Below are 14,114 nucleotides of genomic sequence, written 5' to 3'. Positions count from 1 at the left end.
CCACGTTCAGCGATAGCTGATCGAAGGTAGAACGGCCACTCCCAGTAGAGTGCTCTAGGCCGCCCTTCCACCGCAAGGTCGGACGTACTTCAACTCTTGTCTTGGCATTCTGCTCAAAAAGGCGTGCGACGGCGTATCAGCCGTTGAACGCTGACGGCATAGTCTCGACTAGCGGCTGACAGGAGAGCTCGGAGGGGACGCCAAAGCTCCGACTTCCTGTCGGATCGCGGACAGAAGCTCACCTTCAAAGAGAAGTGCCGAGCCGTAGTGGAACTCAATGTCGAAGGAGCGGCGCGAGTTCATCGAGAGGGAGGCGCTCTGCATGGCGAGCATACGGCCGGTCGCGTCAAACAGGCCCGAGCCGGAGCCACCATAGCCGTCGTTGCAGTCGTGACGCACGCGCCGGATCTCATCCTCGCTCGGCGGGTCGATCTGCCGAATGAAGCAAGTCTCGATGCTGCTCGGCCCCCGGTAATTCTCGTGACCGCCCGGCGACACCATGATCACCGGCAATTCTCCAACGCCGGTCGGCAAAGAGGGAGCATCTGGGACAGGCTGCGGCGGGATCCCCACTGCCGGCTCAGATAGCCGCAGCAACGCCCAATCATCGGTGATGTGCAGAGAGCGGGCGTGCGGCGGCGTGCCAAGGCGCAGGCTGCCTGGATCAAAATTGTAGTTGCGGCCGCCGATCTGGAAGTAGCAGTCAGCGACGTTGCGCGTCGTCTCCATCCTCCGATTGCGGAAATTATGGGCATTCATGACGACCAAGGATGGATTGCCGATCAGCCAAGCCGCTGCGGCCTTTTGCGGTACTCCATCCGGACGCCGACAAAATAATACGCCAGCTCCGTGGTAGCGCTGGATGTCGGCGCCTGTCATGTCACGCCGACCATCGTGCGGATAAAGTGCGGCTACGGCTACTCCGCAGCTTAACGAGCCAATAAGGCCCAGTCCGGCAAGGACGGCCTGACCGACTACTGCACGTAGAAACTGGTCGACATTGCGCTGCGGCATTGCACTTGCGTGTCCGATCCAAGTTTTTATGAAGAAAATCTAGCGAAGCATTGCGCCCAAGATAAAATTTCGCTTCCGCGAAGCTCTCGCATCCTTGCTAGACATCGTTCCTCGCCTAGCCGTGGCAGCATAGCCCCTCCACACTGCCGCTTCGAACATCGCACGTCAGCTGTCACGCAAAGTCGTGCGATGCACGGCGCGAAGCGTCAAGCTCGGTGAACCGGAAAAGCGAAGTTGCGCATTGCACTGGTCTCGGATGCCAAATTCACCTGCTCATAAATGTCGAAGGTTCTAAAGACTTCTACCCAATCTGTTGTCTAGAAATAACTGGACGTGAAGCAGTAATAAAAATCTCATAAGACAATGCTATTCTTATCGTGGTCTTATTGATCGAGATTGAAAAGCGGTTGTTGACTGAGATGTGCTTCCGGCCCTGAGGGAAATAGCCACGCATGACCGCAAGGTCGAAAGACGGGGCGGACAGGCTAGGAGACGCAGGATGAGCAGACTTTTGAATTCGGTTTCTTTGGCGGTGATGGCGCTCGCGTCGATCGCTGGGTCCAGCATCGCCGCCGCGGCCGATGACAAACTCGTCGAACTATCGAAGAGCGACGATAATTGGGTGATGCCCGGCAAGAACTACGACTCGAACAATTACAGCGAGTTGAAACAGATCAATAAGAGTAACGTGAAGGATCTCCGAGTGTCCTGGACGTTCTCGACAGGACTGCTCAACGGTCACGAGGGTGCGCCGCTCGTTGTCGACGGCAAGATGTACATTCATACCTCGTTCCCGAACTACACCTTCGCCCTAGGTCTTGATGATCCGGGTCACATCCTGTGGCAGGACAAGCCGAAGCAGAACCCGGCTGCCCGCGCCGTGGCATGTTGCGACCTCGTCAACCGCGGTCTCGCCTACTACCCGGGTGACGGCAAGAGCCCGGCGCTTATCTTGAAGACTCAGCTCGACGGTCACGTCGTGGCGCTCAACGCGCAGACCGGTGAGACCGTGTGGAAGGTCGAGAACTCAGACATCAAGGTCGGCTCTACCCTGACGATCGCGCCTTATGTCGTGAAGGACAAGGTGATCGTTGGTTCCTCGGGTGCCGAACTCGGCGTGCGCGGCTATCTAACCGCCTACGACGTGAAGACGGGCGCCCAGGTCTGGCGCGCCTACGCAACCGGTCCGGATAAGGACCTGCTGCTGGCCGACGACTTCAACGTGAAGAACGCCCATTATGGCCAGAAGGGCCTTGGCACCGCGACCTGGGAGGGCGACGCCTGGAAGATTGGCGGCGGCACCAATTGGGGCTGGTACGCCTACGATCCGGGCACGAACATGATCTACTTCGGCACAGGTAATCCGGCACCGTGGAACGAGACCATGCGTCCGGGCGACAACAAGTGGACCATGACCATATTCGGCCGCGACGTTGATACGGGCGAGGCGCATTTCGGCTACCAGAAGACCCCGCACGATGAGTGGGACTATGCCGGCGTCAACGTAATGATGTTGTCCGAGCAGAAGGATAAGGATGGGAAAATGAGGAAGCTCCTCACCCACCCGGACCGCAACGGCATCGTCTATACGCTCGACCGAACCGACGGCTCGCTGGTCTCCGCCAACAAGATCGACGACACCGTCAATGTGTTCAAGTCGGTTGACCTGAAGTCGGGCACCCCGGTGCGCGATCCGGAATACGGCACCCGGATGGACCACCTCGCCAAGGACATCTGTCCTTCGGCAATGGGCTATCACAACCAGGGGCACGACTCCTACGACCCGAAGCGCCAAGCCTTCTTCATGGGCATCAATCACATCTGCATGGATTGGGAGCCCTTCATGCTTCCTTACCGCGCAGGTCAGTTCTTCGTGGGCGCGACGCTGAACATGTATCCGGGTCCGAAGGGCGACCGCCAGAACTACGAAGGACTCGGCCAGATCAAGAGCTACAACGCGATCACTGGCAAGTTCAACTGGGAGAAGATGGAGCGGTTCGCCGTGTGGGGCGGAACGACGGCCACGGCTGGCGACATCGTCCTCTACGGAACGTTGGACGGCTACATCAAGGCGCGCGACTCCGATAACGGCGACCTCCTCTGGAAGTTCAAGCTACCGTCCGGCGCCATCGGCTACCCGATCACCTACACCCACAAGGGTGAGCAGTACGTCGCTATCAATTACGGCGTCGGCGGCTGGCCGGGCGTCGGCCTGGTGTTCGACCTGCAGGATCCGACCGCTGGTCTCGGCGCGGTCGGTGCCTTCAAGAGGCTCGCCAACTACACCCAGATGGGCGGTGGCGTGATGGTGTTCTCGCTCAACGGCAAGGGCCCCTACGACGACCCGAACGTCGGTGAGTTCGCTTCCAAGTAAGTCGACCTGACGGTGGAGCTCCGCCGGTCACTCCTGGCCGGCGGGGCCTTACGCGGAACAGCAGAAGAGACGGGTCACTGGGAGCGCCATCCCGGCCCGCTCTCCACTCCAACATAAAATCAACGCGGAAACAGGTTTAACGACCATGTGGATCGTCACCGGACGACAATTCGCGGCGATGTCAGCTGCAGCCCTTCTCGCCCTCGCATCTGGCTCAGCGATCGCCGCGGGCGAATCCGAGGCTCAGGTTCCGCCATCCGAGAGCACGACGGCTCCCGCGAAGGTCGTGGACGCCACACCCGTCGACCCTTCCGTCCTGCGCATCTGCGCTTCCGAGAAGCAGCCCCCACTCTCCATGAAAGACGGATCAGGCCTCGAGAACAAGATCGCCGTTGCGGTCGCCGAGGCCATGGGCCGCAAACCGGTCTTTGTCTGGCATGCGAAAGCCGCGATCTACTTGGTACGCGACGGGCTGGAGAAGAAGCTTTGCGACGTAGTGGTCGGGCTGGACAGCGACGATCCGCGGGTGCTCACCACCAAGCCTTACTATCGCACCGGCTACGTCTTCATCACCCGCGCAGACAAGGACCTCGACATCAAGTCATGGGCTGATCCACGCCTTAAGACGGTAGACCACATGGTGGTCGGCTTCGGCACGCCCGGCGAGGCGATGCTCAAGGATATTGGCCGCTACGAAGAGGACATGGCCTACCTCTACTCACTGGTTAACTTCCGAGCCCCACGCAACCAGTACACGCAAATAGATTCCGGCCGGATCGTCAGCGAGGTTGTCAACAACAAGGCCGACGTCGCCGTAGCCTTCGCACCCGAGGTGGGCCGCTACGTCAAGGAATCCACCACGCCCCTGCGCATGACGCTGGTGCCCGACGACACCGTGCGCAGCGACGGCCAGCGGATGCCCCAGAGCTACGACCAGTCCATGGGCGTGCGGAAGGGCGAGGCGGCCCTGCGCGACGCGCTCGACGCCGGCATCGCCAAGGCGAAGCCGCGGATCGATGCGATCCTGAAGGACGAGGGCGTGCCGACTGCGCCGGTCTCGAACTGACGGCCCAGGTGCGCCCCCTGCCGCGACGCCCGAACCGTCGAGGCTCGACGCATTCGAAACATGGACAGACGATGATCAGATCAGTGACAGTAACAGCGTATGCTCTTCTTGGTTCGGTTTTGTTGGCCTCGCTTGGGACATCCGCGCTGGCTCAACCGCAGACGGGTCCGTCGACTACCGGCGTCGAGTTCCGGAATACGATCACCGGCGAGATCATGAACCTTGATGAGGGTAAGCCCGGTGGACGCGATACCGAGGCGTTCAAGCACTTCAAGCAGACCGGCAAGAACAAGTATATCGGTGACAAGTCGTGCCTGCGGAACGGCGAGAGCCTTTATCTCACCTCTTGTTCCGGCTGCCACGGCCATCTTGCCGAAGGGAAGGTCGGACCGGGCCTCAACGACAATTATTGGACCTATCCCTCCAACACGACGGATGTCGGCCTGTTCTCGACGATCTGGGGCGGCGCCAACGGCATGATGGGTCCGCACAACGAGGATCTCAATCCCGACGAGGCCCTCCAGATCATCACTTGGATCCGCCACCTCTATACAGGCCCAGTCCAAGATGCCGTTTGGCTCAATGCTGAGCAGAAGAAAAACTACAAGCCATACAAGGAAGGAAAACACTTCTCGAAGGACGAGAAAGGCCAGTGCAAGCCGCTGGAGCAATGATCGTTCTCGATGAGTATGCCGCCAATAGAGCGGCGAATAAGCGGCAGCAGAGTCGCAATGTGGGAAGAGACGGAGGAGTGATCATGCGGACACTTGTTTATGCTGCGGTCTTGGTGATCGGTTCGACGCTGGCTCTGCCAGCGGCCGCCTATGACGGCCAGAAGTGCAAGGCCCCGGGTAATTGCTGGGAGCCGAAACCCGGCTTCCCCGACAAGGTGGCGGGGTCCAAGTACGACCCCAAGCACGATCCGAAAGAGCTCAGCAAACAGGCTGAGTCCATCAAACAGATGGAGGCGCGCAACAAACAGCGCGTCGAGAACGCTAAAAAGACGGGCAAGTTCGAGTACGACGTCAGCAAGATCTCGGCGAACTGAGCCCACATGCGCGACTTGCCGTCGGCGCGTCGCGCATCCTTACCTCAACTGAGGCGAGGCTACCGGTCTGGCGCGTGTTCTTACCCGCGACCTTATCTGGAGGGTCCGAAGCGAAGCGGCCTCGAAAAATTCTCCGGATGGCGAAGCGCGAACTGGAACACCCTTCGAGGCCTCCGCTTCGCTTCGGCCCCTCAGGGTGAAGTCGCGGGTAGGTATCGCATCGATAGCGGCAGAGCCTCGCGTGGAGGCGACAAAGATCCATGGTTCAACAACAATGAACACCATTCGCCACGGCGATGCGATGCTCACCGATTGGCGCGATTCTGCGACCCGTTTTCAGAACGAGGTCGGCAAGGTCGTCGTTGGCCAGGAGCGAGCGGTCCGTCTCGTCACAATCGCGATCTTCGCCCGGGGCCACGTGCTACTTGAAGGCGATGTCGGTGTCGGAAAGACCACCCTGCTGCGGGCGGTGGCTCGGGCGCTCGGTGGCGCCTACGAGCGCGTCGAAGGCACGGTCGACATGATGCCGTCCGACCTGATCTACCACACCTATCTCGCCGACAATGGCCGCCCGCGCGTCGAGCCGGGGCCTGTCCTGCGCAGGGCCGAGGACTTGTCGGTCTTCTTCTTCAACGAGATCAACCGCGCCCGACCCCAAGTGCATTCGCTGCTGCTGCGCCTGATGGCAGAGCGCAGCCTCACCGCCTTCAACCGCGAATACCGTTTCCCGGACCTCCAGGTCTTCGCCGACCGCAACAGGGTCGAACGCGAGGAGACCTTCGAGCTGCCGGCCGCTGCGCGGGACCGCTTTCTCATGGAAATCGGCATGGAGGCCCCTCGGGACGCGCAGGCCCGCCGCGACCTCGTCTTCGATCCGCGCTTCCACGACACCGACGCCCTGATCAACGGCCTGCAACAAGGCGTGATTGACCATGCCGCCGTGACCGGGATCGCGGGCGCGATCCAGCACACCATCCAGGCCAGTCCGGAAATCGAGGCCTACGTCGTTGCCCTCTGGGAGGCGCTGGTGCGGCCGGCCGAGGCCGGCATCCGGATCTCCGGTATCGACATGGCGGCACTGATCAAAGGCGGTGTCTCGCCCCGCGGCCTCGCCTTCTTGGTGCGCGCCGCCCGCGTGCGTGCCTGGCTAGATGGCCGCGAGTTCCTGGTGCCGGAAGACATCCGCGACGTCTTCCCCGAGGTGATGGCGCACCGCGTCTTCCTCGAGCCGGTCTACGAGATGCGCCGCGAGACCATCGTACCGGGTCTGATTCGTGCGGTGTTCGAGATGGTGCCGGCGCCGTGAGTACGGGCGAGGTCGTCTATCTCCCGCGCTGGCAGCCGGGCGGCAGCACGGTCGGGCCTCATCGCGGCCGCGATGCCGGCGGCCTCGGGACGTTCCGCGATCAGGTGCCGTTCCTACGCTTGCCCGATGCCCGCCGCGTCGACATCCGCGCGACGCTGCGCGACCCGTTCGAAGGCACCTATGTTCGCCGCTTCGAAACGCGCACCGCAATCGAGGTCTGGGCGCTGGTCGACCTCTCGGCCTCGATGCGGTTTCGTGGCGAGGCCGATCGCATGGCGCTCGTTGCCGATCTTTGCGCCGGGCTCGCCCATTCGGCGACACGGATCGGCGACGCTTTCGGACTGATCGGCTGCGACGACTGCATCCGCGAGGACGTCTTCCTGCCCGCGACCCGTCGCCAGGGCATCGCCATGGAGCGCGCCGCGCGGCTCGCCACGGCAGTCTGCGCTGGCAACAGCGCGCGCGGCCTCGCGGCTGTCGCCGTGCGTCTCGCTGGCCGGCCGAAGATGCTCTTCGTAATCTCGGATTTCCGGTGGCCTGAGGCACTAATCGAGGAGGTGCTATCGAGCCTTGCCCTGAATGACGTGATTCCGGTGCTCCTGGCCGACCGGACCGAGGATGAGGCGCTTCCCTCCTTCGGCCTGATGGAATTCGACGACCTTGAGGCGGGCGGCCGCCGGGTAGTGTTCATGCGTCCCAGCCTGCGCCGCCGCTGGCACGAGCGCGAACGCGCACGCCTCGACAGGCTACACCGCATAGCCTCGGGCTACGGCCGGCCGCCGTTTCGCCTGGACGTACGCTTCGACGCTGAGGCGCTCAGCCGTCATCTGATGACGACGTGAGTTGGCGATGCGGCGTCTGATCCTCCTACTCTTCGCCCTATTCGCGCTGACCGGCCCGGCATGGGCGCAGGTGCGCTCGGTCGAGGTGCGTGCGCCGCGGCCTTTCGGCTATTTCGTCGGCGACCTCGTTCGCGTGCAGGTCGACATCAAGGTCGATCCGGGCTTCTCCGTGCAGGCCGCCTCGCTGCCGCAGCCGGGTTCGGTGACCTACTGGCTTGAGTTACGCAGCATCACCGTTGACGAGACTAGGCAGGCCGATACCGCCCGCATCCGCCTGAACCTCGTTTATCAATCGTTCTATGCGGCGCTCGATGCTCGCGCCCTAGAGATCCCGGGCTTCGCGCTCACCGTCGCGAGCAATGGGCAGAGTGGTATCACGACGGCCAAGGCGCAGGTCCCTGCCTGGTCGATCAACGTGTCACCGCTGCGTGAGGTACAGCCGCCGCCGCGCGAGGATCCGCTTGAATACATGCGGCCGGATGGGCGCGCTCCGCTGCTCGATCCCGAGCCCCAGCTGAAATGGGCGGCGCTCTTTGCCGGCCTCGCGCTGCTAGCCCTCATCCTGCTCGCCCGCGACCGGGCATGGGGGCCGTTTGGCAAGCGGCGGGGTCGCGCCTTCGCCGCGGTCCAGCGCAGCCTTCGCGGCCTAGGACGGCGACCGGACCAGGATATCGCCTATCGCGAGGCGCTGATCGCGCTGCATCGCGGACTCGACGAGACTGACGGGCGCCGAGTGCTGGCGGACGACCTACCCGCCTTCCTCGCGCGGCATCCAGCCTATCGGGTGGAGGAAAATGGTCTCGCCTGTTTCTTCCATGCCTCGCGGCTGACTTTCTTCGGCCGAGAAACGGCGGCTGCTCGCAGCCAGTGGTCCCTCGCGGAGGTCGAAGCGACGGCCGGCAAGCTCGCCGCGGCCGAGCGGATGGCAGGTGGCTGACGCGATGGCCCTACTTTCCCGCCTCGGCGCGAGTCTGCCACTTGTCCTTTTGCTGCTGCCGTTGGCGCTGCTGCCGCTGCTGGTCTCCAGCCAGCGCCGGATCTCGCTCTCAGCCCTCGATGCCGCCCCGGCCGATGGCCTCTCGCGGACAATCGACTGGGTGCTGAAGATCGCCGGCGTCCTCGCCATTGCCGCCCTGATCGTGGCTCTGTCCGGCCCGTACCGATCAGGAGAGACGGTCACTCGCATTGGCGTCGGTGCTCAGGTCTCGATGTTGATCGACCGCTCTGGCTCGATGAACGAGACCTTCGCCGGCAAGCAGCCCTCCGGCGCTGAGGAGTCGAAAGCGGCCGCGTCGCGGCGGCTGCTCGGCGACTTCGTCGGCAGCCGTGCCCACGACCAGTTCGCCGTGACTGCCTTCTCGACCTCGCCGATGCTGGTGGTGCCGATGACCGACCGGCACGATGCCGTGCGTGCAGCCATCGCCGCCATCGACCGGCCCGGGCTCGACTACACTAACGTCGCCCGCGGGCTCGGCATGGCGCTTTCTCAGTTCGGCGCCGAGGCCGTGCAAGTCTCGCGTGCAGTGCTGCTGGTCTCGGACGGTGCCGCGGTGATCGATCCGAAGGTCCAGGAGATCCTGCGCGCCGAGTTCTCAAAGATCCATCCGAACCTCTACTGGCTCTTCCTGCGCACCAAGGGATCGCCCTCGATCCATGACAAGCCGGCCGGTGAGGACACTCCGCAGGCGGCACCTGAGCGGCATCTCGACCTTTTCTTCAAGAGCCTTGGCACGCCCTACCGCGTCTTCGAGGCGGAGGGCCCAGAGCAGGTCGCCGAGGCGATACGCCAGATCGAGAGCCTAGAGCGCGACCCGATCCCCTATACCGAGCAGCGCCCACGCGGGGATTTGACGCCCTCGGCCTACGCCTTGGCCACCCTCGGGTTGCTAGTGCTGGTCGCGGGCAAGCTACTGGAGGCTGACCCGCGGCGTGCTAGCCGGCGGTCCTCCCCGACGACTGCTGTCCCGTCAGACGAACAGAGGCTCGCGGCATGAGCACCGGCCACCTAACCTTTTCTAGCTCCGCGCCGTTCGACCGCTTGCGCTCGCAGCTCACCGCCGGGCTGCATCGCCTCCGGCCCTCGCTGCTTATCGCCCTGCCGGTGCTCCTCGGCTTCGCCGCCGTCGCGTTCGCCGGGCTGGCCTGGCGCACTGCTGAGGCGAACCGGACCATCGTTGATCTCTCTGCGAACCGAGACGTCACCGTCTCGGCCGAAGCACCCTCGCGCGTCCTCGTTGCCCGCGTCCTACTGCTCGCCCGGCAAGATCGGCTCGAGGAAGCCGAGGGCTTTGTACAGACCCTGGAGCGGCGGGGCGATGCGGACGGCTCGGCGCGCGCGCGCTACGCGATGGCCAACAGCCGCTTGCGCCAAGCCTTCGGGCATCTAGCCAAGAACAATATCGACCCGGCCGGCCCCCACGTCGTCCTCGCCCGCCAGGACTATCGGCGCGCTCTGCAGGCCCGGCATGACTTCTGGGATGCGAAGTTCAACCTCGACGTGGCCTCGCGCCTGATCCGCGACTTCCCGGATTTCGACCGCAAGCACGGCGACGACCTCAAGGCCGAGCGCAAGAAGATCTGGACTGACATCCCCGGCCAGCCGCGGGGGGCGCCTTGAACGAGTTCCTGGCCAGCAACCTTCGCGATCAGCGCCTGCAGGCGCTGGCGATTGCGCTTGCGCTGGTGCTCACGACCTTCACGGTCGGCACCGTCTCGCTTACGCGTGACGGCGTCAAGGTGCTCGCCGTGGTCGACATCACCGGCAGCATGAACGTGCGCGACTACAAGCATGCGGATGGCAGCCCGGCGAGCCGTCTGGACACCACCAAGGCAGCTCTGCGCGACCTCGTCTCCCGCCTGCCCTGCGGCTCGCGGCTGGCCCTCGGCATCTTCACCGAGCGCCGACCCTTTCTGCTGTTCACACCGATCGAGGTCTGCCATGATTTCTCGCCAGTCGACGGCGCCCTCGACGCTCTCGACTGGCGTATGGCCTGGGAAGGCGACAGCCGGATCTCGGCCGGGCTTTTCCGCTCCATCGAGATGGCCGAGAGCCTCGGCACCGACCTAATCTTCATCTCCGACGGCCAGGAGGCTCCGCCCCTTCCTAGCACCGGCGCTGCGGGTTTCGAGGGCAAGCCAGGTGCCGTGCGTGGCCTGATCGTCGGTGTCGGCGGCTACGCCCTCTCGCAGATCCCGAAATTCGATGATCGCGGCCGCGAAACCGGGTTTTACGGCGAGACCGACGTCCAGCAGGAGAACCGCTTCGGGCCGCCGCCGGCCGATGCCGAGAGCCGCGAGGGCTACAACCCGCGCAATGCGCCGTTCGGTAGTGTTGCCGCCAAGGGCAACGAACATCTCTCCTCGGTGCGCGAAGCCTATCTGAAGAGCCTCGCGGGCGCGGCCGGCCTGACCTACGCGCATCTCGACGGGCCCGGCGGCCTGCTTCATCCCCTGATGAGCGCGGCCACACCGCGCCCCCTACCGGGCAGTCTGGACCTGCGTCCTTTCCTCGGCAGTGCCGCCTTGGCGCTGCTTATCGCCGTCTTCGCCGCTCCGCCCCTGCTCGGGCTCACGCGGCGGGGGGCTCCCTTCCGATGAGATGGAAGAAGGCCTGACTCATGCCTCGTGTGACTATGCGTTTCGTGACCCCGACCATCGTTCTCGCCCTCACCGCAATTGACGCACTCGCCCATGGCCCGACGCCGCAGAAGATCGACCAGACGATCACCATCAAGGCCAAGCCCGATGCGGTCTGGAAGGTCGTCGGTGATTTCGGTGGCATCAAGAACTGGCATCCCAGTCTTGAGAAGAGCGTCGGTGAGGGCGGCGACAAGGAAGGGGGTACCCGCACACTCACCTTCAAGGGCGGCGGCGTGCTGAAGGAGGGCCTCGACGAGTGGAAGGCCGACAACTTCACCTATTCCTACCGGATGTCCGATCCCGATCTGAAGGCGCTGCCGGTCTCCTCCTATTCGGCGACGATCACCGTGGCGCCCGAAGGAGACGGCTCCAAGGTCGAATGGATGGGCCGGTTCTATCGCGGCGACACCGGCAATGAGCCACCCGATAACCTGTCCGACGCAGCCGGCAAGGAGGCGATGAACAGGTTCTTCAACGATGGCCTAAAGGGGCTGAAGGCCAAGGTCGAGGGCTCGGGCACGCAATGATCCCTTCCCGGGACGAGACCAGCAATCAACGCGGCTGCCTGCGGCTCCTGTTCCGCGCACGGAGGGAGGCCGCGCAGGCTGTACTGCTGCTCGGCCTGATCTCGTCTGTGCCCGGTGTCGCCTCCGCCGCCTCGATATTCGTCGCCAGCCAGGACGCAGGGCAGCTCGCCCGGATCGAGACAGGGACGAAGACCGTCGCCGCGACGATCGACGTTCAAGCCGGCCCTGTTGCGCTCGCGACTGATGCACATGGCAGGATCTACCTCTCGCATCCAGACCATGGTGCGATCACCGTTGTCGAGGGCCGCACGAACCGCGTGCTGAGGCGCCTGCTTTATGATGGCCAGCCGTTCGGCATTGCTGCCGATCCGGATGGGCGCTTCGTCTACATCGGTGACTGGAAGGCAGGTCACCTCGCCCGTCTCGATGCTGAGACCGGGGCCGTCAACGCTATCGCTGTCGTCGGAAAGGATCCGGCCAACCTTGCGCTCGGTCACGACGGACGGATCTGGGTCGCGGATCGCGAAAGCCATCAGATCAGCGTGATCAATGCCGCGCGCATGCAGCGGATTGCCACTATCCCAGTGGGTGAAGGCCCGTTCGCGCTCGGACTCAGCCCAGCTCAGGATCGCCTCTACGTAGCGAATGTGCGCAGCAACGACCTCAGTGTAATCGACACGGCCACGCTAAAGCTGCTCGCCACAGTACCTGTCGGCGCGATGCCTTATGGCGTTGCGACCAGCACCGACGGAGCGCGCATTCTCGTCACCAATCAGCATGCCGGCACAGTTTCAGTAATCGATGCCGTCGATCTCAAGGTGAGCGGAACAGTAAAGGTCGGGCGCTATCCGGAGGGGATCGTAGTGAGCGGTGCGCTCGCCTACGTCGCCAACTGGTTCTCGGAGGACGTTTCCGTCATCGATCTCGCGAGCCTGCACGAAATCGGCCGTGTCCCTGTCGGCGAGGGGCCGCGCGCTCTCAGTGTGACGCCCAACGACCGTTCTCAGCGCAGCGAGGTCGTCCGATGAGGCGGCTGTCGTTCGTGTCGCTCGTCCTCGCGGCGCTCGGTGGTTGCGGTGAAACGGACGAGGACCAGGCGAAAACCGAGGAACAGTCGGTCGTCGCCACGCAGTCGGATACCGACACACCGGCTTGGCTCTCGCCGACGGATGCGATGGATACCGGTCGCTGGCTTGCCAGCCGGGAAGCCGGCAGACCCTTGTCGAACGACGATGCCGCCAGCGCGCAAATGCGCCGCAGTCTCGGCCAAGCGCAGTCGTTCTTCATCGAGGATCCGCGCATGATCGCCAACCGAACCGTGCAGCTCGGCCGGATGCTGAGCGAAGCTGGTAAGAAGGAGACCTACGAGGCCTTATTGGAGGGGCTGACCGCTGTCGCCCGCAGCGCCAGGGGTAGGCAGCTCTTCGGCGAGATGTGCCAGCACTACTTCAATACGCGTCGGAGAGGCGTGGATCGCGAGGCCTCGCTCGCGCAACTCTCCGAACGCTACGGCGCCCAGCACACTGGCGAGGCCAAGCCGTGAAGACGGAGGCTCAGCGCACGCGCTTGGTTCAGCAGGGCGGCAAGGAGACGGTGGCTCTGACGAGCGTCCTGATCATCGACGATCATCCCGTCGTGCTCGGCGGTTTGCGCCGGATTCTGGAGGATGCGTCCGCAAATCTCGGCATCCGGCAGATCCACGAGGCGACGGATATCGTCTCCGGCTACCGCAACTTCCACAAGCTGAGGCATGAACTCGTCATCACTGATCTCAGCTTCCAGGACCGCGATCTTGCTGGCCTTTCCCTGATCCGCCGAATGAATGCGCTGCAGGCGGGCGTGCGGATCCTTGCCTTCAGCATGCACGACGATCCGGTCGTGGTCTCGCGCGCTGTCGGGAGCGGGGCTCTTGGCTACGTCCTTAAGGATGCGCCGACGGCGACCATCATCGAAGCTTTACGGTCCGTACAGGCTGGGCAGGGATACCTTGAGCATCGTCTGGCAACCCGGGTTGCGATGCTCTCCACGGGCAGAAGCAGCCAGCCGCTCGGTGCGTTGAGCGCGCGCGAACTGCAGATCCTGTCGCTCTTGAGCAGAGGAAAATCGTATCGTGTCATCGCGGACAATCTGTCCGTAAGCTACCGGACTGTGATCAGCGCCTGCTCAAGCATGCGTCAAAAGCTCGGCGTCCAGAATCTCGCCGAACTGATCCATGTCGCCGTTTCCGAAAATAAGCGTCGGGCCCAATGGCGACTCTGAGGGTCCGGATTTATCCTCGGGCAGCAAGATGATCTGTCG

Annotated in this window: 15 protein-coding genes; 14 read left to right on the top strand and 1 reads right to left on the bottom strand. The window is 63.6% G+C overall.

Translation table 11 applies throughout. The features are described from left to right. Nucleotides 1–168: 168 nt before the first annotated feature. Nucleotides 169–1,014 (bottom strand): S1 family peptidase, encoded by an 846-nt coding sequence (locus MGN01_RS10785; protein WP_147046620.1) that lies wholly within the window; start codon nt 1,012–1,014, stop codon nt 169–171. Nucleotides 1,015–1,513: 499 nt separating this feature from the next. Here MGN01_RS10785 and MGN01_RS10780 point away from each other — a divergent pair, with 499 nt between their 5' ends. From MGN01_RS10780 to MGN01_RS10715, 14 genes are all read left to right on the top strand, one after another. Next, nucleotides 1,514–3,388, top strand: coding sequence for a methanol/ethanol family PQQ-dependent dehydrogenase (locus MGN01_RS10780; RefSeq protein WP_147046619.1), 1,875 nt, complete (start codon nt 1,514–1,516; stop codon nt 3,386–3,388). Between the two features lie 178 nt (nt 3,389–3,566). After that, nucleotides 3,567–4,454, top strand: a complete 888-nt coding sequence (gene moxJ / locus MGN01_RS10775) for a methanol oxidation system protein MoxJ (RefSeq protein ID WP_238257824.1) — start codon at nt 3,567–3,569, stop codon at nt 4,452–4,454. A 71-nt stretch (nt 4,455–4,525) separates the two neighbouring features. Continuing rightward, the gene (gene moxG, locus MGN01_RS10770; RefSeq protein WP_147046769.1) at nt 4,526–5,128 is read left to right on the top strand and encodes a cytochrome c(L), periplasmic; all 603 of its coding nucleotides are present in this window, start codon (nt 4,526–4,528) and stop codon (nt 5,126–5,128) included. 83 nt (nt 5,129–5,211) lie between these two features. Next, the gene (locus MGN01_RS10765; protein WP_147046768.1) at nt 5,212–5,502 is read left to right on the top strand and encodes a methanol dehydrogenase [cytochrome c] subunit; all 291 of its coding nucleotides are present in this window, start codon (nt 5,212–5,214) and stop codon (nt 5,500–5,502) included. A 274-nt stretch (nt 5,503–5,776) separates the two neighbouring features. Further along, entirely contained in the window at nt 5,777–6,808 is a 1,032-nt protein-coding gene (locus tag MGN01_RS10760; protein ID WP_147046617.1) for an AAA family ATPase, read from the top strand. Further along, nucleotides 6,805–7,650 carry a DUF58 domain-containing protein gene (locus tag MGN01_RS10755; RefSeq protein WP_147046616.1) on the top strand — a complete coding sequence of 282 codons (846 nt, stop codon included), beginning with the start codon at nt 6,805–6,807 and terminating at the stop codon, nt 7,648–7,650. Before MGN01_RS10760 ends, MGN01_RS10755 begins: the two co-directional genes overlap by 4 nt. A gap of 7 nt (nt 7,651–7,657) precedes the next feature. Beyond that, the gene (locus MGN01_RS10750) at nt 7,658–8,587 is read left to right on the top strand and encodes a nonribosomal peptide synthetase MxaA (RefSeq protein ID WP_147046615.1); all 930 of its coding nucleotides are present in this window, start codon (nt 7,658–7,660) and stop codon (nt 8,585–8,587) included. Nucleotides 8,588–8,591: 4 nt separating this feature from the next. Continuing rightward, on the top strand, nt 8,592–9,644 hold the full coding sequence (locus MGN01_RS10745; RefSeq protein ID WP_147046614.1) for a vWA domain-containing protein: 1,053 nt from the start codon (nt 8,592–8,594) through the stop codon (nt 9,642–9,644). Beyond that, a complete protein-coding gene (locus MGN01_RS10740; protein ID WP_147046613.1) occupies nt 9,641–10,267 on the top strand; it encodes an MxaK protein in 627 nt (208 codons plus the stop codon). The genes MGN01_RS10745 and MGN01_RS10740 overlap by 4 nt, the downstream gene beginning before the upstream one ends. Then, nucleotides 10,264–11,247: a vWA domain-containing protein gene (locus MGN01_RS10735; protein ID WP_238257822.1), complete on the top strand. Its 984-nt coding sequence runs from the start codon at nt 10,264–10,266 to the stop codon at nt 11,245–11,247. The genes MGN01_RS10740 and MGN01_RS10735 overlap by 4 nt, the downstream gene beginning before the upstream one ends. Before the next feature lie 35 nt (nt 11,248–11,282). After that, the gene (locus MGN01_RS10730; RefSeq protein ID WP_147046766.1) at nt 11,283–11,816 is read left to right on the top strand and encodes an SRPBCC family protein; all 534 of its coding nucleotides are present in this window, start codon (nt 11,283–11,285) and stop codon (nt 11,814–11,816) included. Next, nucleotides 11,813–12,844 carry a YncE family protein gene (locus MGN01_RS10725; protein WP_147046612.1) on the top strand — a complete coding sequence of 344 codons (1,032 nt, stop codon included), beginning with the start codon at nt 11,813–11,815 and terminating at the stop codon, nt 12,842–12,844. Before MGN01_RS10730 ends, MGN01_RS10725 begins: the two co-directional genes overlap by 4 nt. Further along, complete coding sequence (locus MGN01_RS10720; protein ID WP_147046611.1) at nt 12,841–13,359, top strand: hypothetical protein; 519 nt, start codon at nt 12,841–12,843, stop codon at nt 13,357–13,359. The genes MGN01_RS10725 and MGN01_RS10720 overlap by 4 nt, the downstream gene beginning before the upstream one ends. A 23-nt stretch (nt 13,360–13,382) precedes the next feature. Then, nucleotides 13,383–14,075 (top strand): response regulator transcription factor, encoded by a 693-nt coding sequence (locus MGN01_RS10715; RefSeq protein ID WP_238257820.1) that lies wholly within the window; start codon nt 13,383–13,385, stop codon nt 14,073–14,075. Nucleotides 14,076–14,114 lie beyond the last annotated feature (39 nt).

This window comes from Methylobacterium gnaphalii (assembly GCF_007992215.1).
Lineage (GTDB): Bacteria > Pseudomonadota > Alphaproteobacteria > Rhizobiales > Beijerinckiaceae > Methylobacterium > Methylobacterium gnaphalii.
Note: the sequence above shows the minus strand (reverse complement) of the source record. Positions and strands in the feature narration are given on the sequence as shown.

Excerpts from the sequence above, each read along its gene's own strand:
- MGN01_RS10785 (WP_147046620.1), bottom strand. The coding sequence starts at position 1,014 with ATGCCGCAGCGCAATGTCGACCAGTTTCTACGTGCAGTAGTCGGTCAG.
- MGN01_RS10780 (WP_147046619.1), top strand. The coding sequence starts at position 1,514 with ATGAGCAGACTTTTGAATTCGGTTTCTTTGGCGGTGATGGCGCTCGCG.
- moxJ (WP_238257824.1), top strand. The coding sequence starts at position 3,567 with ATGTCAGCTGCAGCCCTTCTCGCCCTCGCATCTGGCTCAGCGATCGCC.
- moxG (WP_147046769.1), top strand. The coding sequence starts at position 4,526 with ATGATCAGATCAGTGACAGTAACAGCGTATGCTCTTCTTGGTTCGGTT.
- MGN01_RS10765 (WP_147046768.1), top strand. The coding sequence starts at position 5,212 with ATGCGGACACTTGTTTATGCTGCGGTCTTGGTGATCGGTTCGACGCTG.
- MGN01_RS10760 (WP_147046617.1), top strand. The coding sequence starts at position 5,777 with ATGAACACCATTCGCCACGGCGATGCGATGCTCACCGATTGGCGCGAT.
- MGN01_RS10750 (WP_147046615.1), top strand. The coding sequence starts at position 7,658 with ATGCGGCGTCTGATCCTCCTACTCTTCGCCCTATTCGCGCTGACCGGC.
- MGN01_RS10745 (WP_147046614.1), top strand. The coding sequence starts at position 8,592 with ATGGCCCTACTTTCCCGCCTCGGCGCGAGTCTGCCACTTGTCCTTTTG.
- MGN01_RS10740 (WP_147046613.1), top strand. The coding sequence starts at position 9,641 with ATGAGCACCGGCCACCTAACCTTTTCTAGCTCCGCGCCGTTCGACCGC.
- MGN01_RS10730 (WP_147046766.1), top strand. The coding sequence starts at position 11,283 with ATGCGTTTCGTGACCCCGACCATCGTTCTCGCCCTCACCGCAATTGAC.
- MGN01_RS10725 (WP_147046612.1), top strand. The coding sequence starts at position 11,813 with ATGATCCCTTCCCGGGACGAGACCAGCAATCAACGCGGCTGCCTGCGG.
- MGN01_RS10720 (WP_147046611.1), top strand. The coding sequence starts at position 12,841 with ATGAGGCGGCTGTCGTTCGTGTCGCTCGTCCTCGCGGCGCTCGGTGGT.